The 18078-nt window shown below is 51.2% G+C and carries 36 protein-coding genes; all 36 read right to left on the minus strand.

The genetic code is table 11. The annotated features are described in order from the left end of the window. Nucleotides 1-810, minus strand: coding sequence for an energy-coupling factor transporter transmembrane protein EcfT (locus LLF78_05570; GenBank protein ID MCE5201960.1), 810 nt, complete (start codon nt 808-810; stop codon nt 1-3). After that, nucleotides 811-1647, minus strand: coding sequence for an ATP-binding cassette domain-containing protein (locus tag LLF78_05575; GenBank protein ID MCE5201961.1), 837 nt, complete (start codon nt 1645-1647; stop codon nt 811-813). It lies immediately after the preceding gene. Then, entirely contained in the window at nt 1638-2468 is an 831-nt protein-coding gene (locus LLF78_05580; protein ID MCE5201962.1) for an ATP-binding cassette domain-containing protein, read from the minus strand. Before LLF78_05580 ends, LLF78_05575 begins: the two co-directional genes overlap by 10 nt. A 6-nt stretch (nt 2469-2474) precedes the next feature. Beyond that, nucleotides 2475-2828 (minus strand): 50S ribosomal protein L17, encoded by a 354-nt coding sequence (gene rplQ, locus LLF78_05585; GenBank protein MCE5201963.1) that lies wholly within the window; start codon nt 2826-2828, stop codon nt 2475-2477. A 3-nt stretch (nt 2829-2831) separates the two neighbouring features. Next, nucleotides 2832-3887 carry a DNA-directed RNA polymerase subunit alpha gene (locus LLF78_05590; GenBank protein ID MCE5201964.1) on the minus strand — a complete coding sequence of 352 codons (1056 nt, stop codon included), beginning with the start codon at nt 3885-3887 and terminating at the stop codon, nt 2832-2834. Nucleotides 3888-3910: 23 nt separating this feature from the next. After that, nucleotides 3911-4537: a 30S ribosomal protein S4 gene (gene rpsD / locus LLF78_05595; GenBank protein MCE5201965.1), complete on the minus strand. Its 627-nt coding sequence runs from the start codon at nt 4535-4537 to the stop codon at nt 3911-3913. 25 nt (nt 4538-4562) lie between these two features. Further along, a complete protein-coding gene (gene rpsK, locus LLF78_05600) occupies nt 4563-4955 on the minus strand; it encodes a 30S ribosomal protein S11 (GenBank protein ID MCE5201966.1) in 393 nt (130 codons plus the stop codon). Between the two features lie 25 nt (nt 4956-4980). Continuing rightward, nucleotides 4981-5358, minus strand: coding sequence for a 30S ribosomal protein S13 (gene rpsM, locus LLF78_05605; protein MCE5201967.1), 378 nt, complete (start codon nt 5356-5358; stop codon nt 4981-4983). A gap of 6 nt (nt 5359-5364) precedes the next feature. After that, complete coding sequence (gene rpmJ, locus LLF78_05610) at nt 5365-5490, minus strand: 50S ribosomal protein L36 (GenBank protein ID MCE5201968.1); 126 nt, start codon at nt 5488-5490, stop codon at nt 5365-5367. 63 nt (nt 5491-5553) lie between these two features. Then, the gene (gene infA / locus LLF78_05615) at nt 5554-5772 is read right to left on the minus strand and encodes a translation initiation factor IF-1 (protein ID MCE5201969.1); all 219 of its coding nucleotides are present in this window, start codon (nt 5770-5772) and stop codon (nt 5554-5556) included. 9 nt (nt 5773-5781) lie between these two features. Beyond that, nucleotides 5782-6102: a KOW domain-containing RNA-binding protein gene (locus LLF78_05620; protein MCE5201970.1), complete on the minus strand. Its 321-nt coding sequence runs from the start codon at nt 6100-6102 to the stop codon at nt 5782-5784. Next, complete coding sequence (map, locus tag LLF78_05625) at nt 6093-6863, minus strand: type I methionyl aminopeptidase (protein ID MCE5201971.1); 771 nt, start codon at nt 6861-6863, stop codon at nt 6093-6095. The genes LLF78_05620 and map overlap by 10 nt, the downstream gene beginning before the upstream one ends. After that, entirely contained in the window at nt 6860-7510 is a 651-nt protein-coding gene (locus LLF78_05630; protein ID MCE5201972.1) for an adenylate kinase, read from the minus strand. The genes map and LLF78_05630 overlap by 4 nt, the downstream gene beginning before the upstream one ends. Nucleotides 7511-7524: 14 nt before the next feature. Further along, nucleotides 7525-8820: a preprotein translocase subunit SecY gene (secY, locus tag LLF78_05635; GenBank protein ID MCE5201973.1), complete on the minus strand. Its 1296-nt coding sequence runs from the start codon at nt 8818-8820 to the stop codon at nt 7525-7527. 1 nt (nt 8821) lies between these two features. Beyond that, nucleotides 8822-9268 carry a 50S ribosomal protein L15 gene (rplO, locus tag LLF78_05640; GenBank protein ID MCE5201974.1) on the minus strand — a complete coding sequence of 149 codons (447 nt, stop codon included), beginning with the start codon at nt 9266-9268 and terminating at the stop codon, nt 8822-8824. 12 nt (nt 9269-9280) lie between these two features. Next, entirely contained in the window at nt 9281-9463 is a 183-nt protein-coding gene (gene rpmD, locus LLF78_05645) for a 50S ribosomal protein L30 (GenBank protein ID MCE5201975.1), read from the minus strand. A gap of 12 nt (nt 9464-9475) precedes the next feature. Next, nucleotides 9476-9994, minus strand: a complete 519-nt coding sequence (gene rpsE, locus LLF78_05650) for a 30S ribosomal protein S5 (protein MCE5201976.1) — start codon at nt 9992-9994, stop codon at nt 9476-9478. A gap of 16 nt (nt 9995-10010) precedes the next feature. Next, nucleotides 10011-10376 carry a 50S ribosomal protein L18 gene (rplR, locus tag LLF78_05655; GenBank protein ID MCE5201977.1) on the minus strand — a complete coding sequence of 122 codons (366 nt, stop codon included), beginning with the start codon at nt 10374-10376 and terminating at the stop codon, nt 10011-10013. Between the two features lie 16 nt (nt 10377-10392). Next, on the minus strand, nt 10393-10935 hold the full coding sequence (rplF, locus tag LLF78_05660; protein MCE5201978.1) for a 50S ribosomal protein L6: 543 nt from the start codon (nt 10933-10935) through the stop codon (nt 10393-10395). A gap of 14 nt (nt 10936-10949) precedes the next feature. After that, a complete protein-coding gene (rpsH, locus tag LLF78_05665; protein MCE5201979.1) occupies nt 10950-11354 on the minus strand; it encodes a 30S ribosomal protein S8 in 405 nt (134 codons plus the stop codon). A gap of 30 nt (nt 11355-11384) precedes the next feature. Beyond that, complete coding sequence (locus tag LLF78_05670; protein ID MCE5201980.1) at nt 11385-11570, minus strand: type Z 30S ribosomal protein S14; 186 nt, start codon at nt 11568-11570, stop codon at nt 11385-11387. A 14-nt stretch (nt 11571-11584) separates the two neighbouring features. Then, nucleotides 11585-12127 carry a 50S ribosomal protein L5 gene (gene rplE, locus LLF78_05675; GenBank protein MCE5201981.1) on the minus strand — a complete coding sequence of 181 codons (543 nt, stop codon included), beginning with the start codon at nt 12125-12127 and terminating at the stop codon, nt 11585-11587. A 12-nt stretch (nt 12128-12139) separates the two neighbouring features. After that, nucleotides 12140-12466 (minus strand): 50S ribosomal protein L24, encoded by a 327-nt coding sequence (gene rplX, locus LLF78_05680; GenBank protein ID MCE5201982.1) that lies wholly within the window; start codon nt 12464-12466, stop codon nt 12140-12142. Between the two features lie 12 nt (nt 12467-12478). Then, nucleotides 12479-12847: a 50S ribosomal protein L14 gene (rplN, locus tag LLF78_05685; GenBank protein ID MCE5201983.1), complete on the minus strand. Its 369-nt coding sequence runs from the start codon at nt 12845-12847 to the stop codon at nt 12479-12481. Nucleotides 12848-12850: 3 nt separating this feature from the next. Beyond that, nucleotides 12851-13147, minus strand: coding sequence for a 30S ribosomal protein S17 (gene rpsQ, locus LLF78_05690; protein ID MCE5201984.1), 297 nt, complete (start codon nt 13145-13147; stop codon nt 12851-12853). 6 nt (nt 13148-13153) lie between these two features. Continuing rightward, nucleotides 13154-13369: a 50S ribosomal protein L29 gene (rpmC, locus tag LLF78_05695; protein MCE5201985.1), complete on the minus strand. Its 216-nt coding sequence runs from the start codon at nt 13367-13369 to the stop codon at nt 13154-13156. Between the two features lies 1 nt (nt 13370). Further along, on the minus strand, nt 13371-13790 hold the full coding sequence (gene rplP, locus LLF78_05700; protein ID MCE5201986.1) for a 50S ribosomal protein L16: 420 nt from the start codon (nt 13788-13790) through the stop codon (nt 13371-13373). A gap of 6 nt (nt 13791-13796) precedes the next feature. Beyond that, nucleotides 13797-14471 (minus strand): 30S ribosomal protein S3, encoded by a 675-nt coding sequence (gene rpsC, locus LLF78_05705; GenBank protein MCE5201987.1) that lies wholly within the window; start codon nt 14469-14471, stop codon nt 13797-13799. A 12-nt stretch (nt 14472-14483) separates the two neighbouring features. Next, nucleotides 14484-14816: a 50S ribosomal protein L22 gene (rplV, locus tag LLF78_05710; protein ID MCE5201988.1), complete on the minus strand. Its 333-nt coding sequence runs from the start codon at nt 14814-14816 to the stop codon at nt 14484-14486. A gap of 12 nt (nt 14817-14828) precedes the next feature. Next, entirely contained in the window at nt 14829-15113 is a 285-nt protein-coding gene (gene rpsS / locus LLF78_05715; GenBank protein MCE5201989.1) for a 30S ribosomal protein S19, read from the minus strand. Nucleotides 15114-15138: 25 nt separating this feature from the next. Continuing rightward, nucleotides 15139-15963 (minus strand): 50S ribosomal protein L2, encoded by an 825-nt coding sequence (rplB, locus tag LLF78_05720; protein MCE5201990.1) that lies wholly within the window; start codon nt 15961-15963, stop codon nt 15139-15141. Between the two features lie 20 nt (nt 15964-15983). Next, nucleotides 15984-16280, minus strand: coding sequence for a 50S ribosomal protein L23 (rplW, locus tag LLF78_05725; protein MCE5201991.1), 297 nt, complete (start codon nt 16278-16280; stop codon nt 15984-15986). Next, nucleotides 16277-16903 carry a 50S ribosomal protein L4 gene (gene rplD, locus LLF78_05730; protein ID MCE5201992.1) on the minus strand — a complete coding sequence of 209 codons (627 nt, stop codon included), beginning with the start codon at nt 16901-16903 and terminating at the stop codon, nt 16277-16279. The genes rplW and rplD overlap by 4 nt, the downstream gene beginning before the upstream one ends. 18 nt (nt 16904-16921) lie before the next feature. Then, a complete protein-coding gene (rplC, locus tag LLF78_05735) occupies nt 16922-17548 on the minus strand; it encodes a 50S ribosomal protein L3 (protein ID MCE5201993.1) in 627 nt (208 codons plus the stop codon). Nucleotides 17549-17577: 29 nt separating this feature from the next. Next, nucleotides 17578-17886 (minus strand): 30S ribosomal protein S10, encoded by a 309-nt coding sequence (gene rpsJ, locus LLF78_05740; protein ID MCE5201994.1) that lies wholly within the window; start codon nt 17884-17886, stop codon nt 17578-17580. Between the two features lie 20 nt (nt 17887-17906). After that, on the minus strand, nt 17907-18078 hold a 172-nt coding region (tuf, locus tag LLF78_05745), incomplete at its 5' end, for an elongation factor Tu (GenBank protein ID MCE5201995.1).

Raw genomic sequence — 18078 nt, forward strand, 5'->3', positions numbered from 1 at the left:
TCACATGGACATCCTGTCAATGATAATCACTGTCACAATAAAAATAACGAAAATCATTACCGCGGTATTTTCTGCGCATCCCCATTTAAGCGGGTACATGCGGACACGCCCCTTCCCGCCCCTGTAGCATCTGGACTCCATTGCTGATGCCAGCGTCTCGGCCCGCTGAAAAACGAGGACAAATAAGGGGATCAGGACAGGAATATAAGCCCTTGCTCTTTTTACAAGTCCGCCGCTTTCAAAGTCAGCCCCCCTTGACATCTGAGACTTTATTATACGTTCCGTCTCTTCAAAAAGCGTCGGTATGAAACGCAAAGCGATGGTCATCATCATTGCTATTTCATGTGAAGGCAGGCCAAACCTGCGAAACGGTCCCATAATAGCCTCAAGCCCATCCGAAAGTTCCGACGGACTTGTAGTCAGGGTCAGCAACCCGGCATAAAGAACAAGATATAGAAGCCTAAGTCCCATACGCAGTGCCATAACACAACCCTCTTCTGTAACAGAGAGAAAAGCAAGCCGAAATATTTCTGCACCAGGCGTCCAGAATAAATGCAGCAGCGATGTAAATATTATTAGGATAAGAACCGGCTTCGCAGAACGCAACACTGCTCCGACCGGAACTTTTGACATATATATTGCCGCCGGCAGCATAAGTCCCCATAAGACAAGTGCAGGTAAGGTCCCGCTGGCAAATATCCCTGTCATCGCAAGCAAAGTCATAAGGATTTTGCAGCGCGGATCCAGAGCATGAAGGAAAGAATCAGCCGGTATATACTGTCCAAGCGTAATTCTGCTTATAAAAGACATTTAGCCTGCCTCCGTTATCATCTTCGCAAGCTCATGAGGATCCCATGTAATTGAGTTGATGAGTCCGCTTTCCCTGAGTTCAAACGACAGTTTTAAAACATCAGGCAGGGCCAGCCCCAGTACCTGCGTACTGCGGAGAAGTTCAGCGGTTTCACGGGGGGAACCGCATAATATCTGTTTCCCGTTCTCCAGGACAAGTATTTTTGTGCTGATACGCAGCGCCAGATCAAGATCATGTGTTATATGTATAATGCCAATGCCTCGATCAGCTCTGGAACGCAGGACCGCAAGCAGTTCGCGGGCGCCGCGTGCGTCAAGTCCGGCTGTGGGCTCGTCAAGCACTATGTATGATGGATCCGAGGAAAGGACTGAGGCTATTGCAACACACCGCTTCTGACCGCCTGAAAGCGTAAACGGATTGCATGGGAGGATAGACTCGTCCAAACCGATCATTCTGACGGCCGCCCTGACCCTGCTGTGCAGATCTTCTTTGCGTACTCCCCAGTTATATGGGCCAAATGCTATTTCTTCTTCAACTGTCTCTGCAAATATCTGCTGTTCGGGGTATTGAAATACAAGCCCGACCTCCCTGCGGATCTTGCGAAGGTCTTTCGAATCTGATGAAACTGTGATCCCGTTGACCGAAACCTCTCCGGACTGCGGGATCATAATGCCGTTAAGATGCTGAGCAAGCGTGGATTTACCGCTGCCGGTATGCCCTACGATCGACAGTATCTCGCCGCTTTCCACCTCCAGAGAGACATCAAAGAGTGCGGCCGTTTCAGTCGGCATTCCCAAATTATATGTATAGCTTAGATTTTTTACTTTCAGAGACATAATTTATCTCTTATGCTTAAGATATCGGCTCGTGTCGACCATGGGATCACACCATTCTTTGCCAGCTCGTCCCTCAGCACAGCAACAGGAGGTTTCTCAAAGTTCATCTCACGCAGGGTTTCCCGAGGCTGCGCCAATAACTCCTCAGGTGTTCCGCGCCAGACAAAAACTCCATTTTCAAGTACGACAACAACATCGGCGCCTGAAATTTCTTCAAGGCGATGTGTGACCTGCACAATAGTCAGGCCGTTATCGTTCTCATTATTTACAAGCTCAAGAAAATTCCTGCGGCCGGCCGGATCAAGCATCGACATTGCCTCATCAAGCAAAAGACATCCCGGCTTAACGGCAAGAGCTCCGGCAAGAGCAAGAAGTTGCTTCTGTCCCCCGGAAAGCGCCGAAACAGGGGCTTTGCGCCTGTCCCAAAGTCCAGCGGCGGTAAGCGCGTCTTTAACACGCGCCTGTATCTCAATAGACGGCAGCCCAAGATTCTCCGGACCAAAAGCCGTATCTTCCTCAACTACAGCCGCAACGATCTGATCTTCAGGATTCTGAAATATTATGGAAATTTTTGAACGCACAGCCTCAGCCTCACCAAAACCCTTTGTGTCCCGTCCATCAACAAGACAAACGCCCTGCGTAGGGATCAACAGGGCATTAAAGAGTTTCATCAAGGTAGACTTCCCTGACCCGTTAGAGCCAAGGACAGCTATCCACTCTCCGGCTTCTATTTCCAGATCCAAGCCGCGAAGAGTTGCCTTCGCAGCTTCAGGATACCGGAATTCGACACCCTTGAGAGAAAGGGCCGTCCCAAATTTCATTACAGGCTAGTCAACCAGCTGGATGACCGCCATAGGGGAGGCATCGCCTAAGCGTGCGCCGAGTTTGACAATTCTAGTATAGCCGCCATTGCGGCTGGCATATTTCGGTCCAAGTTCGTTGAAGAGCTTAGCAACAGCCTCTTTGTGGGGCAAACGGGCTATGACAAGTCGACGATCGTCCAGCTCGCCGGATTTAGCCTTTGTGATGAGTTTCTCGGCTACCCTGCGGACTTCTTTTGCCCTTGTCGTAGTGGTAACAATGCTGCCCTCAATAAAGAGACTGGCGGCCATGTTTCCAAGCATAGCCCACCTATGGGAGCTGCAGCGCCCCAACCGCCTTGTTGTTACGCGGTGTCTCATTTATTACTCCTCCTTCTGTTTCTGTTCGTCGATGTCATCATCATCAAGCGGGGCGCTTATGTCTCCGCTGAGATGCAGGTCAAATTTAGAGAGTTTCTCTTCAATCTCCCTGAGTGAGATCTTGCCGAGGTTGCGGATCTTAAGAAGGTCGTCCCTGGTCCTGGAGACAAGTTCACCGATCATGTGGACTCCTCCGCGGAGAAGGCAGTTCTCACTTCGCACCGAAAGTTCAAGGTCTCGGACTGGTCTTGAATATATAGAATTTTCTCCCATCTGGAACCCGGGAACAACTGACCGCTTCTCCATCCCGGCAGCAACTGCCGCAGATTTTGCCGAGTCATCGCCCTTGATGATCTCATCCAGAGCGCTGCTTCCAGACCCGGCAAGGGAATCAACTATAGAGGCATAGTAGCCCTTAAGTATCCTGCTGGCCTGAACAACGGCAGATTCAGGAGAAACTGCCCCGTTCGTCCATATCTCAAGGCAGAGGCTATCATAGTCCGTTCGTTGTCCCATTCGTTTATCCTGTATATCGTATTTTACCCTCTTTACCGGTGAATATAGGGCATCCGCCTGAAGTGCATCAACAGGAAGATAAGCCGCCCGCGGACGATCTATTGCAGCATAACCGGTGCCTGTGCTTACATAGATATCCATAATAACCGATTTGCCCTCTTCCAATGTACATATATAGGCTTCGGGATCAGGAAATTCAACCTCGCTGTCAGGCTCGATATCCGCAGCAGTAACAACCTTAGGCCCTTCCGCTTCCAGACGAAGGGTCCTGACTGCGGATGAGTGGCAACAAACCGGTATATGTTTAAGGTTTACCAAAAGTTCGATAACGTCCTCTTTTACACCGGGAACAGTGCTGAACTCATGCAGCACACCCTCAATGCGCACTGCTACTATTGCAGCACCACTGATGGAAGAAAGCAGCACCCTGCGAAGAGAATTCCCCAGCGTTACCCCATAACCTTTTTCGAGAGGCTCAATGATTATTTTGCCGTACGACGGGGTGGATTCCTGTACTATGATCTCGTGACGATCATGCTCCATATTCTCCCCCACCTTTCGTTTCCCTAACGGGCATAGAATTCAACGACGAGCTGTTCGTTTACAGGCACTTCGATCTGCTCGCGGATAGGCACGGTTACAACGCTGCCTGTCATAGCATCGGCATTGAACGAGAGCCATGCCGGGATGCTGCGGGCTGCGGCTGTCTCCATGTTGTTCTTGAGAAGGACCACGTCTCTGCTGCCCTCTGCTACCGCTACTACATCACCGGGCTTAAGCACCGCACTCGGTATATCAAGCTTATGACCGTTCACCGTAAAGTGTCCGTGGCAGATCAACTGACGTGCCTGGCTGCGGCTGACACCAAAACCGAGACGATAGACCACATTGTCAAGACGGCGTTCCAGAAGCTGCAGGAAATTATGCCCCGGCTGCCCGGACAGTTTTGTAGCTTTTTCGTATACAGTGCTGAACTGAGATTCATTGAGGCAGTAGAAACGGCGAAGTTTCTGCTTCTCCCTGAGACGGAGTCCGTATTCACTCATTTTACCGCGGCGGGTGCCGTGCTGCCCCGGTTTTGAATTACGCTTGGTAAGGCCGCATTTCTCAGTATAACAGCGGTCTCCCTTCAAAAAGAGCTTCGTACCCTCTGCACGGCAAAGCCTGCAAACAGGTCCTGTGTATCTGCTCATACCAGTCTGTTACCTCCTTTAAAAACTATACGCGGCGCCGTTTTGGCGGACGGCAGCCATTGTGCGGGATCGGAGTTGCATCACGTATCACATTGACCTGCAGCCCGGCCGCCTGAAGCGAACGTATAGCCGACTCACGCCCCGGGCCCGGGCCCTTGACTATGACATCAATCTCTAAAACGCCGTGATCCTGTGCAACCTTAGCTGCCTGTGCAGCCGACATCTGTGCGGCATAAGGCGTGGATTTACGTGTTCCCTTAAAACCAACATTTCCGCCCGATGCCCATGAAAGCGCATTGCCCTGCTTGTCCGTGAGTGTGACTATGGTATTGTTGAATGTCGAAAATATATGTGCCACACCATAGCTTACGTTCTTTCTTTCCTTGCGTTTACGACTACGCTGTACGCGTTTGGCCAACTGTTGTTCCCTCCCTGGTAAGCCCTTACTTCGTGGCTTTCTTCTTGCCGGCTACTGTCCTCTTCGGACCCTTACGTGTGCGGGCATTCGTCTTGGTCCTCGGACCGCGGACAGGGAGACCCTGACGATGTCTGAGGCCACGGTAGCAACCAATATCCATGAGTCGCTTGATGTTCATAGCTATCTCACGGCGAAGGTCACCTTCCACCTTGTGATTGTTTTCAATTTCTGCGCGCAGCTTCTGTTCTTCATCCTCAGTCAGATCCTTGACCCTCGTGTTGGGATCGACGCCTGTCGTGGCAATGATCTGCTGTGCAACTGCCGGCCCAATACCGAAAATATAGGTCAGGGCTATTTCGATTCTCTTCTCACGCGGCAGGTCTACTCCGGCTAAACGAGCCATACCCTGCTACCTCCTTGCTCCTTGACGCTGTTTGTGACGCGGATTTCTGCTGCATATCACGCGTACAACGCCGTGGCGTTTGATTATCCTGCAATACTCACAAATTGTCTTGACCGACGGTCTTACTTTCATTAATGTAGACCTCCTTGAATAAAACTAAATCCCCGCTTCCGGGAGATATGACCCGATATCAAACTACTTATACCTGTATGTTATCCGCCCGCGAGTCAGATCATACGGCGAAAGCTGCAACAGAACACGGTCGCCGGGAAGGATCCTTATGAAATGCATCCGCATTTTACCCGAGACATGAGCCAGTATCTTGTGGCCATTTTCCAGTTCTACCCGGAACATGGCGTTGGGCAGTGGCTCCACTACCTTGCCTTTTACTTCAATTACTTCTTCTTTGGCCATGCAGTAGCCTCAACCTCCCTGTCTGCAAGATGTGTTGCCGTTATCCAGAATAGCGGTAATCTTCTGTATCAACCAGCCGTTGTCCAGAGGTTTCCCGCCAGCAACACGCCCAGCCACATCTTCGAGACTCATTAAAGTTCTTTGAAGGTGCATTATGTTCTTTTTTTTAGGTTTGTCAACGGGGTAATGTTTCCCATCCGTTATTAAAACTCTAGATTCACCTTCTGTGCCCACAACGACAAACAATGTCCCTTTATGCTTTCCCCGACGGACTATAACAACATCTCCTATCCTGTATTCCAAATCCGGCCCGTCCGGGATTACTCCCATGGTGTAAGTATCTCCACGCCGTCTTCTGTTACAAGGAGACTGTTTTCAAAATGAGCGGCATCACTGCCGTCAGCTGTAACAACCGTCCACTCGTCTGCAAGGCTGGTAACTTCTTCGCCTCCGGACATGACCATCGGTTCAACGCAGAAAGTCATCCTGGATTTGAGTGTGATGCCGCTGCCAGGTGCGCCGTAGTTAGGCACCTGCGGCGCTTCGTGAAGCCGTCTGCCAATTCCATGCCCTGCGTAGTCCCTTACAAGGCCGAATCCGGCTGAAACCACAAAGGTCTCGACCTCATGGCCGACATCTCCAAGCGTCGCACCCGGCCGTACGGCTGCAATCCCCCTGTGCAATGACTCCAAAGTGACATCGAGCAGCCGCTGCCGACTCTCACTTATTTTGCCAACTGCAAAGGTACATGCCGCATCACCAAAGTATCCGTCGACAGAAGCCCCTGTGTCGATACTGATTATATCCCCCTCCTGGAGTATTCTGCTCCTTGAGGGGATACCGTGCACGACCTCTTCGTTTACTGATGCACATATAGTGCCGGGAAACGGGACCGGCACCCATGGCACTTTGTATCCCTTGAAAGCCGGCTTTGCTCCTTCTTTAACAAGAAGACTCTCTGCCGCCTCATCAAGGGTAAGCGTGTCCACACCGGGCTTGACCATATCTCGCATCAGCTTAAGCATATCAGCTACGATCCTGCCGGCATGACGCATTTTTTCAAGGTCTCTGTCGCTCTTAAAGGTGATCATTTACAACCGCCCCTTCTCTGTTCGAGAAGTTTCAGCACCGCGTCTTTTGGACCAGTCGCATCTACCGTGACAAGAAGCCCTTTTTTGCGGTAGTAGTCAATGAGAGGGGCTGTCTGTTCATGAAAAACTGCAAGGCGTTTACGTATCACGCTCTCTTTGTCATCATCCCGCTGAATAACTTCTCCCCCGCATTTATCGCAGATACCTTCTGTTTTTGCAGGCCTAAAGAGAGTATTGTATATCTCTCCGCAAGATTTGCATACCCTTCTTGTTGTAAGTCTCTGCACTACGACATCATCTTCTACAGAAAGCTCGATAACCGCGTCCAGAGCAATTCCAAATCTCTCCAGAATTTTATCAAGAGCCTCGGCCTGGGGTGTTGTCCTTGGAAATCCGTCAAGCAAAAAGCCTTCTTTGCAGTCGGGCTCTTTAAGACGGTATTCGACCATAGAAATAATAACATCATCAGGTACAAGCTTACCGGAATCCATATAGCTCTTCGCACTTTTCCCAAGCCCGGTATCGGCCTTGACATTTGCCCTGAGGATATCTCCGGTAGATATGTGCGCTATGGGATATTTACTCTTTATGCTGTCGGCCTGAGTTCCCTTTCCTGCTCCGGGAGCACCGATAAGAATGATCCTCATATCCTGCCTCCGAATTACAGCCTTAAAAGGCCGCCCTTTTTCCCGCCGCGGCGCTTCAGTATGCCTTCATAGTGGCGCATAAGGAGCTGCCCCTCTATCTGATGCACTGTGTCGAGCGCGACGCCAACTACTATGATTACGGCGGTTCCACCGAAGTAGAAGGTATTGATGTTCATCAGCCCTGTCATAATTGTCGGTACTACAGCAACCGCAGCAAGAGCTACGGCCCCTCCCAGAGTGATGCGGCCCATAACTTTTTCAATATAGTCTGTGGTCGGTCTTCCCGGGCGTATGCCAAGGATAAAACCGCCGTTCTTCTTCATGTTGCTTGATATATCATCCGGCTTGAAAACTACAGCCGTATAGAAATATGAGAAGAAGATTATCATCGCCACATAAAGTACAATGTATATGGGACTGCTTGGGCTGAATGCCTTCTGTATCGCCTGCGCCAGGCTGTGTTGAAAAAGTCCGGCTATAGTATAGGGGAACAGAAGTACCGAAGACGCAAAGATGATCGGGATGACTCCGGCAGTATTGACTCTGAGCGGAATAAAACTGCTCTGTCCGCCATACATTTTATTGCCGACCATGCGTTTGGCATACTGCACAGGAAGACGGCGCTGTCCCTCCTGAAGCATCACACAGCCTGCGACTACGGCCATCATGATGGCAACAGCAAGCATAATCACCAGTATGTTCATTTCGCCAAGTCTTATAAGTGTGAACGTTCGTATTATAGCTTCCGGGATCCTGGCAACAATGCCTGCAAATATAAGCAGAGAGATACCATTTCCTATCCCGTGGTCTGACATAACCTCACCGAGCCACATTACGGCAACTGCTCCGGTTGTGAGCGTTACAGCCACCAGCGCTATGTCAAGCCAGCTGCCTGCAAAAATACCCATGTTTCTGAGCCAGCCAGTCATTCCAACCGCCTGGATGAGTGCAAAGATTATTGTCCCGTAACGTGTATACTGAACAATTTTCTTACGCCCCTCCTCACCCTCTTTCTGCATTTTCTCAATGCTGGGCACGACAACTGCAAGGAGCTGCATGACTATGCTTGCGTTGATATATGGAGTAACGCCCAGTGCAAATATGCTGAATCTGCTGAGCGCGCCTCCTGCAAAGAGGTCCAGGAACCCCAGAACACCGCCCTGCTCAAAGAGCCGCCCCAGTGCTGCAGCATCGACCCCCGGGGTCGGGATATGTGCGCCGAGACGGTAAACGAACAAAGCGGCAAGAGTGAACAGTATCCGCCGCTTAAGATCAGGCAGTCTGAAGGCATCCCGGAAGGAATCGATCACCTTATATCACCTCAGCCTTTCCACCTGCCGCTTCTATTTTCTTTGCGGCGGATGCACTGTAGGCGTTGGCACGAACTGTAAGATTCTTGGAAATTTCTCCTGTGCCTAGGATCTTGACCGGTTTGTCCGCAGAGGAGATAAGACGCAGCTCATACAGGCTGGCTCCATCTACTTCAGATCCGGCCTCAAAGCGCTCGTCAATATCCGCGATGTTGACTGTCTCATATTTGACAGCAAAACGGAAATTGCTGAAGCCGCGCTTTGGCACACGACGCGCAAGCGGCATCTGACCGCCTTCAAAGTTTGCACTTATAGAGCAGCCGGCACGAGCCTTCTGTCCTTTATGCCCCTTTCCGGCCGTCTTTCCCTGGCCGCTGCCGAGTCCCTGTCCCAGGCGTTTCTTGTTTTTACGTGAACCCGCTGCCGGGCGCAGTTCATGAAGATTCATGGCAGTACCTCCCTATTCCTCAACAGACCATTCCAGCAGGTGGCAGATGGAATTGACCATACCGCGTATCTGCGGAGTATCCTGATGGAAGACCGTATCGTTAAGCCTGTGAAGGCCAAGCGCTTTAATGATCCTCTCCTGACGCGGAGGACGGCCTATCGTGCTTTTTGTCCATGTTATTCGAAGCTTAGCCATCGTATATTCCTCCTAGGCTTCCTTACGCTCTTTGCCACGGAGACGGCGGATCTCCTCGGGCGTTCTGAGGTTTTTTACCGCTTCCATAGTAGCGTAAGATACATTGATCGGATTGGAGGTACGCCCTATGACTTTAGTCAGGATATCCTTGACCCCTCCGAGTTCCATGATCGCACGCACCGCAGGACCTGCAATAACTCCGGTACCGGGGGCCGCAGGACGGAGAAGAACTTCCGCAGCGCCGAATTTCCCGATAATAGGATGAGGAACTGTGTGCCCTACCTTTTTAAGGTCTATCATGTTTTTTTTGGCATGCTCAATACCCTTGCGCACTGCCTCTGAAATTTCCTTGGCCTTGCCCATGCCCAGTCCTACCTGGCTCATACCGTCGCCTACAACCACAAGGACACTGAAGCGGAACCTTTTCCCGCCTTTGACGACCTTGCTGACGCGGTTGATGGAAACAATGCGTTCCAGAAGCTCATTGCCCTTGCTGCTATAGGATTTATTACTGAATGATTCTTTCGCCACGTTTCTCTGCCTCCTCCTAGAACTTCAGGCCGGCTTCACGTGCCGCTTCGGCCAGGGCTTTTATCCTGCCATGATAGACATGGCCGCCTCTGTCGAATACGACTTCGCTAATACACTGGGCCAGAGCGCGCTCGGCGATCAGCTTGCCAACTGCTTTTGCAGCTTCCTGATTTCCCGTGCCCTTAACGTCCTTGAATGCCTGCTCCATTGTCGAAGCCGATACCAGGGTAATACCTCTCTCGTCATCGATGACCTGAGCATAGATATGTTTCAAACTGCCGAAAACTGCAAGACGGGGACGCTTGCCTGTGCCTGAGATCTGCTTCCTGAGGCGACGGTGGCGGAGCTCCCGCATTTCATTGCGACTGCGATTACTAATCAACGTCCTTCACCTCGCCCTACTTCTTGGCGCCGGCCTTGCCGGCCTTGCGTATTACGTATTCCCCTGAGTACCTTATACCCTTGCCCTTATAGGGTTCAGGCGGACGGTATCCACGGATGTTCGCGGCGACCTGACCAACAAGCTGCCTGTCTATACCGCGAACTGTGATCTTGATGGGGCTGTCGCATGAAAATTCGATGCCTTCGGGGGGCACCACTTCTACCGGATGCGAGAATCCAAGGCTTAGAATCAAATTCTTCCCCTGGATCTGCGCGCGGTATCCGACACCGACAATCTCAAGGACTTTCTCAAATCCGCTGTTTACCCCTGTTATCATGTTGTTGAGCAGTGCGCGTGTCATGCCGTGCGCCGCGCATACAGCTTTGACTTCGCTCTCACGGCTTACTATGATATTATTATCCTCGACCGCTACGTTTATCATGGGCATAATATCCATCTCAAGCGTGCCTTTGGGACCCCTGATCAGAACATGTTTGTCCTCGACTTTGATTTCAACGCCCTTTGGAAGCGGTATCGGTTTACGTCCTATTCTAGACACCTATGCCACCTCCATTACCATATGTAGCAGACGACTTCGCCGCCCAGACCGCGCTTGCGCGCTTCTGCATCGGTCATAAGTCCCGCTGACGTTGATATCATGGCGATCCCAAGTCCGCCCATGACCTTGGGCAGTTCGTCCTTGCCGACATAAATGCGGCGTCCCGGCTTGCTTATCCTGCGAAGCCCCTGAATCACATGTTCCTTAGACGGACCGTAATTCATAGTCAGCCTCAGGATCGGCATAGGCTGCTTTGCGTCATTGATTGTCTTGTAGTTGCGGATATAGCCTTCCTCTTTCAAGATGCGAGCCATTTCGAGACGCATCTTGCTTAGAGGCATGTCTACCATTTCATGATAGACAACGTTCGCATTTCTAATGCGTGTGAGCATATCCGCGACAGGATCTGTTATATTCATTAAAGGATCCTCCCTTCCACGCCCACGTGCCTACCAGCTCGACTTGACAACGCCGGGGATTTTCCCCTCGCGTGCAAGTTTACGAAAACAGCAGCGGCACATATTAAACTTCCGCATATACCCCCGGGGGCGTCCACACAGGGGACAACGATTATACTTTCTCACCTTGAATTTAGGTTCCATCTGAGCCTTGTTTACCAAGCTTGTTCGGGCCATGACCGTACTCCTTCCTAATGGGCGAAGGGCATGCCCAGTTCGGCCAACAGAGCCTGGGCTTCCTCATCCGCCTTTGCGGTTGTGACAAACGTGATGTTCATACCGCGCTGACGAATGACCTTATCGTAATCGATCTCAGGGAACAGAAGCTGCTCTTTGAGTCCAAGGTTATAATTGCCCCTGCCGTCAAAGCTTCTCTTCGAAATCCCCTGAAAGTCCTTTATGCGCGGGAGTGCAATACTGATAAGGCGGTCTACGAATTCCCACATTCTGGGCCCCCTCAGCGTTACACAGCATGCTACCGGCATCCCCTCACGGACTTTAAATCCTGCAACGGATTTTTTCGCACGCTTCATCATGGGTTTCTGCCCGGAAATAATAGTCAGCTCATTGATCGAAGCATCCATATATTTCTGGTCAAGCTTCGCCTCGTTGACACCGATGTTGATGACAACTTTGACCAGACGGGGGATCTCCATGACATTCTTATATCCGAATTGCTCCTTCAGACGGGGAAGGACTTCCTCACTGTACTTTGTCAAAAGACGCGGAGTCATATCAGTCCCTCCTTAAACCTTATCGATGATTTCGCCGCACTGCTTGCAGACACGGACTTTCTTGCCGCTATCAAGATAGGCGCGGCCTACTCGGGTCGCTTTGCCGCAGGACGGGCATACAAGCATAACCTTGCACGCATGCATAGCCGCCTCTTTCTTGATAAGACCGCCTCGGGGATCCTTCTGGTTGGGACGTACGCTCTTCGTGATCATATTTATGTTCTCGATGATGACGGTCTCCTTCTGGATATCCCTTTTGAGGATCTTGCCTTCCTTGCCGGCGTCTTTACCGGATATCACTCGGACCCGGTCGCCTTTTTTAATTCTCATCTTGGACATGACCAGTACCCCCTACACAACCTCGGGCGCAAGAGAGACGATACGCATGTATTTCTTCTCTCTCAATTCCCGGGCCACAGGACCAAAAATACGGGTCCCCTTCGGATCGCCGTTGTTGTCTATAACGACCGCTGCATTGTCGTCAAAACGGACATAAGTTCCGTCCTTGCGGCGGATCTCCTTTTTCGTCCTGACGATAACCGCCTTTACAACGTCGCCCTTCTTAATGTTTCCGTTTGGCGCCGCTTCGCGGACTGCCGCAACAATTACATCTCCGACTGTTCCAACTTTGTGAAAACTGCCGCCCTTGACCTGGATGCAGAGGATTTTCTTTGCACCGGAATTATCGGCTACGTTGAGCACTGTGCGCAGCTGAATCATAGCTTAGATTTCCTCCTCTTCAAGCGGCTTCACTCCAAGGATGTGGGCCCTTTCAATTATTTCAGCCACTTCCCAGCGCTTGTTTGCACTAAGCGGACGGGTCTCAGCGATTTGAACTTTGTCGCCTATGCGGCATTCGTTGGACTCATCGTGAGCCATAAATTTCTTAGACCGGAGAACCGGTTTGCCGTAAAGTGAGTGTTTGGCCATGCGGTCAACACGAACGACGATGGTCTTGTCCATCTTATCGCTTACCACTATGCCGGTACGGACTTTCCGATGCGCTGTACGTTCTTCCATCGCCGGCTACCTCCTTGCTCCTGAACGATCAATGCCCATTTCTTTTTCGGTAATTACCGTAAGTACGCGGGCTATTGTCTTTTTGACCTCTTTAATACGGCCCGAGTTGTTCAACTGTCCTATCGCATTCTGAAAGCGAAGGTTGAACAGCTCCTCCTTGAACTGCATGTGCTTGTCTTTGAGCTCAGATATGCTGAGATCTCGAAGTTCCTTGGGATCCATACTATTCACCTGCTCCCTCTCGGGTTAACAATTTTACCTTGATGGGCAGTTTGAAGGATGCCGTGCGGAATGCGTCTTCGGCCACTTCACGGGGCACACCTGCTATTTCAAACATGACACGGCCGCGCTTGACTGCCGCGGTCCAGTATTCGACGTTTCCTTTTCCCTTACCCATACGAGTTTCAAGAGGCTTTTGTGTAACTGGGCGATCCGGAAAAATACGGATCCAGATCTTCCCGCCCTTTTTCATCTTGCGACTGATCGCCACACGAACAGCTTCTATCTGACGGGCGGTTATCCAGCCATTCTCACATGCCTGAAGCCCATACTCGCCAAAATCGACCTTGATCGCACCTTTTGCATAACCACGCAACGGGGTCAGATGCGGCTTACGGTATTTGACCCTTTTCGGAGAAAGCATCAGAAGTTACCCCCTCTCCTTATGAGCCGGAGCCGTTTCCATAATGGGCTTACGCTCCATAACTTCACCTTTGTATATCCATACCTTGATGCCTATTACACCATAGATGGTGTGTGCTTCGGAAAAACCATAGTTAATGTCAGCCCTCAAAGTCGAAAGAGGAAGCTGCCCTTCAAGATACCATTCCGTACGCGCTATTTCAGCACCTCCGAGACGACCTGCGCACTGGATCTTTATTCCTTTGGCGCCTGACTTCATAGCACGGAAGATGGACTGCTTCATAGCACGACGAAAACTTATTCTGCGCTCCAGTGAGGATGCAACCCCTTCGGCAACAACCTGAGCCTCAACATCGGGGTTCTTTATCTCCTGGATATTAATCATAACCCGGGCCCCAGTCTTGGCCTGAAGTTCCTCCCGAACCGCCTGGATCTCCGCACCCTGTTTGCCGATTACGACACCGGGCCGGGCGGTCCAAACCGTAAAACGCATAACGTTGCCGATACGCTCGATCTCAACACGGCTTATGCCCGCACTTGCCCACCGCTTTTTGATCCATTCACGGAGCTCAAGGTCACTGTGCAGGAACTTTGCGTACTTCTTTCCGTCTGCATACCAGCGGGATTCCCAATCGTAGATAACGCCAAGCCTATAACATACCGGGTGAACTTTCTGACCCACCGTCACCCCTCCTTATTTCTCACCAACGACCACAGTGATGTGGCACGAATGGTGTCTAAAAGCATGCGCGCGTCCCATTGAAACGGGGCGGAAGCGCTTCATGTAACTTCCCTGGTCCGCCATTGCCTCTCTGATAACAAGTTTATCCATATCAAGACCGAAGTTATGCTCAGCATTCGCAATAGCGCTCTTGAGGACTTTTTCAGTATAACGGGCACCCTTGTTGGGAGTATATTTAAGCACCAGCAACGCGTCAGATGCATTTTTGCCTCTGATAAGCGCCAGCACTTGGCGTACCTTTGACGCGGATATCCGAACCTGATGAGCAGTTGCTTTTACGTCCATCCCATGCCCCTCCTACTTCTTGACCTTGGTGGAGCGTTCCTGTCCGGCGTGACCGCCGAACTTACGGGTCGGAGCAAACTCACCGAGCTTATGTCCGATCATGTTATCGCTGATGTAAACCGGGACATGAATACGGCCGTTGTGCACTGCGATAGTGTGCCCGACCATTTCAGGTGTGATGCTGGAACTGCGCGCCCAGCTCTTAAGAACTGTCTTCTTCCCTGAATCGTTCATGTCCTCGACCCTGCGAAGAAGTTTTGCGTCTACATAGGGTCCTTTTTTTAGTGAACGAGCCATCTGTATTCCCTCCTACTAACCCGGGCTACTTTTTGCGGCGACGGACAATAAACTTGTCCGAAGGCTTCCGCTTGCGGGTACGGTAACCCTTTGCCGGAGTTCCCCATGGCGAGACCGGATGCTTGTGCGACTTACTCTTGCCTTCGCCTCCGCCCATCGGATGGTCGACAGGGTTCTGGATCATACCGCGAATATGCGGACGAATTCCAAGCCAGCGTTTTCTTCCGGCTTTGCCGTAAACTACATTTTCATGATCTTCGTTGCCAACCTGACCAATGGTAGCCATACACTCAAGAAGAACCAACCTCTGCTCTCCGCTCGGCATACGGACAAATGCATATTTGCCCTCTTTAGCCATAAGCTGAGCCGAGACTCCTGCGGAGCGAACCATTACCCCTCCGCGTCCGGGTTCAAGTTCTATGTTGTGAATGACCGTACCGACCGGAATGTCCTTCAGCTTAAGGGCATTACCCGGACGAATATCAGACTTCTCTCCTGCAAAAACACTGTCCCCGACATTTAATCCTACCGGGGAAAGGATATAACGCTTATCACCGTCCAGATATGAGATCAATGCAATACGCGCAGAGCGGTTAGGATCGTATTCTATTGCTACAACTTTACCGGGCACGCCGAGCTTGTCACGCTTAAAATCCACTATACGATACTTTATTCTGCCCCGGCCGCCATGGTGACGCATTGTTACTCTGCCGTTATTGTTGCGTCCCGCTGACTGACTTAGTGATACAACCAGGCTCCGCTCCGGTTTCGCCTTCGTAATTTCTGAAAAGTCGGGCGTAGCCATGTGGCGGCGGCTGGGCGTAGTGGGACGAAATTTCTTAATTCCCATTAAATTTAACCCCTTTCTGCCTAGGCGCTTGCGCCCTCAAAGAATGCAATTTTCTCACCCTTGGCAAGAGTTACGATTGCCTTCTTCCAGGAACGTGAACGACCCAAAAAGGCACCCATCCGCTTCGGTTTGGAACGGACCTGGATCGTGTTTACTCTGACTACCTTCACCTTGAACACTTCTTCCACTGCCTTGCGGATCTCTATCTTATTAGCCTTCGGGAGAACTTCAAAGGTGTACTGCCCAAGCTCCATCATACGGCTGGTTTTCTCCGTAATGACAGGACGGACTATTATATCATGAGCTACTGCGTTCATTGACCGAACACCTCCTCGAGCTTTTTTACAGCCTCCGGAGTTGCGATCAGCTGATCATGCTTAAGAAGGTCATAGACGTTTATGCTGTCCACATGAAGAACTGCCGCTCCAGGAATATTGGCAGCCGATTTCACTACAGCCATGTTCGTCTCATGAAGGAGGAAAAGCGGTTTCTTCCCGCTCTCTATAGCAGAGAGAAACTGAATGAGTACCCTTGTCTTCGGCGCCTCAACGTCAAAGCGTTCAAGCACGAGCATATTCTCTTCCTGTACCTTCAGAGTAAGCGCACTGCACAGGGCAATACGGCGAACTTTTTTGTTGACCTTCTGGTGATAATCCCTTGGGTGCGGACCATGTGCAACTCCACCGCCTACCCACAACGGAGAACGAGAACTGCCGGCACGGGCGCGGCCTGTGTGTTTCTGTCTCCAGGGCTTTTTACCGCCGCCGCTAACATCCCCGCGGTCTTTGGTATTGTGAGTACCAACACGGCAGTTAGCCAAATGCGCGACCACAACCTGATGCATAGCCGGCACATGGACAGGGGCTCCGAAGACGGCATCCGCAAGTTCTACCTCGCCGATAACCTCGCCTTTAAAATTTACTTTTTTTACTACAGGCATAGTCTTCTGCCTCCCTACTTACGCTGTTTTGCGGATCATGACTAAACTATCGCGTGCCCCGGGAACTGAACCTCTGATAAGAATAAGGTTGTTCTCTTCGTCCACTGCAAAAACCATGAGGTTCTTCGTGGTGACGCGCTCACTGCCCATATGACCCGCCATTCTCCGACCCTTGATAACATGGCCGGGAAAACTGCTGCATCCTATAGAACCGGGGTGACGATGGCTTACGGAAGCACCATGGCTTCCAGGGCCGCCGCTGAAACCATGGCGTTTAATAACACCCTGGGTCCCCTTACCTTTGCTGACGCCTATAACATCAACATTTTCGCCATTCTGGAACAGAGAAACGGTGATCTCCTGTCCCACCTGGTAGTCCGCTGCGTTCTCAACGCGGAACTCCCTCAGCCAGCGCCTGGGTGCTGTTTTCTGTTTCTCAAAGTATCCCTTAATAGGCTTTGTGACCTTAAGCGGCTTGACTTCTCCAAAACCTAGCTGCACTGCGCTGTAGCTGTTCTTTTCAGGTGTCCGGATTTCAACGATGGAGCAAGGACCGGCCTCAATTACTGTTACAGGCACTGCCTTACCGTCTTCGTCGAAGACCTGGGTCATCCCTACCTTGCGGCCCAGAATCCCCATGCTCATAAACGTTTCACTCCTTTCAGACCAAACCTCTACAGCTTGATCTGTATGTCGACACCCGAGGGAAGGTTCAGCTCCATAAGAGCTTCCGTCGTCTTCGGGGTCGGGTCTACTATGTCGATCAGGCGCTTGTGTGTCCGGATCTCGAACTGGTCACGGGCGTCCTTGTCAACGTGAGGTGATGTGAGGACCGTAAACTTCTTGATCTCTGTCGGAAGAGGTATAGGTCCCGACACTTTCGCACCGGTACGCTCTGCCGTCTCTGCAATCTGCATTGCGGAGGCGTCAAGTACGCGATGGTCAAATGCCTTAAGTTTTATACGGATTTTCTTTGCCAAAATATTCCCCTCCTGGGGTTCTCTTATTCGATGATCTCTGTAACGACGCCTGCACCTACCGTGCGGCCGCCTTCGCGTACTGCGAAGCGGAGTCCGGGCTGCATTGCTATCGGCACGATGAGGTTGACTTCAAATGTGCTGTTGTCCCCAGGCATTACCATTTCGACCCCCTCGGCAAGTTTGATCTCGCCGGTG

The organism is Synergistaceae bacterium (assembly GCA_021372895.1).
Classification (GTDB): Bacteria; Synergistota; Synergistia; order Synergistales; family Synergistaceae; genus JAJFTP01.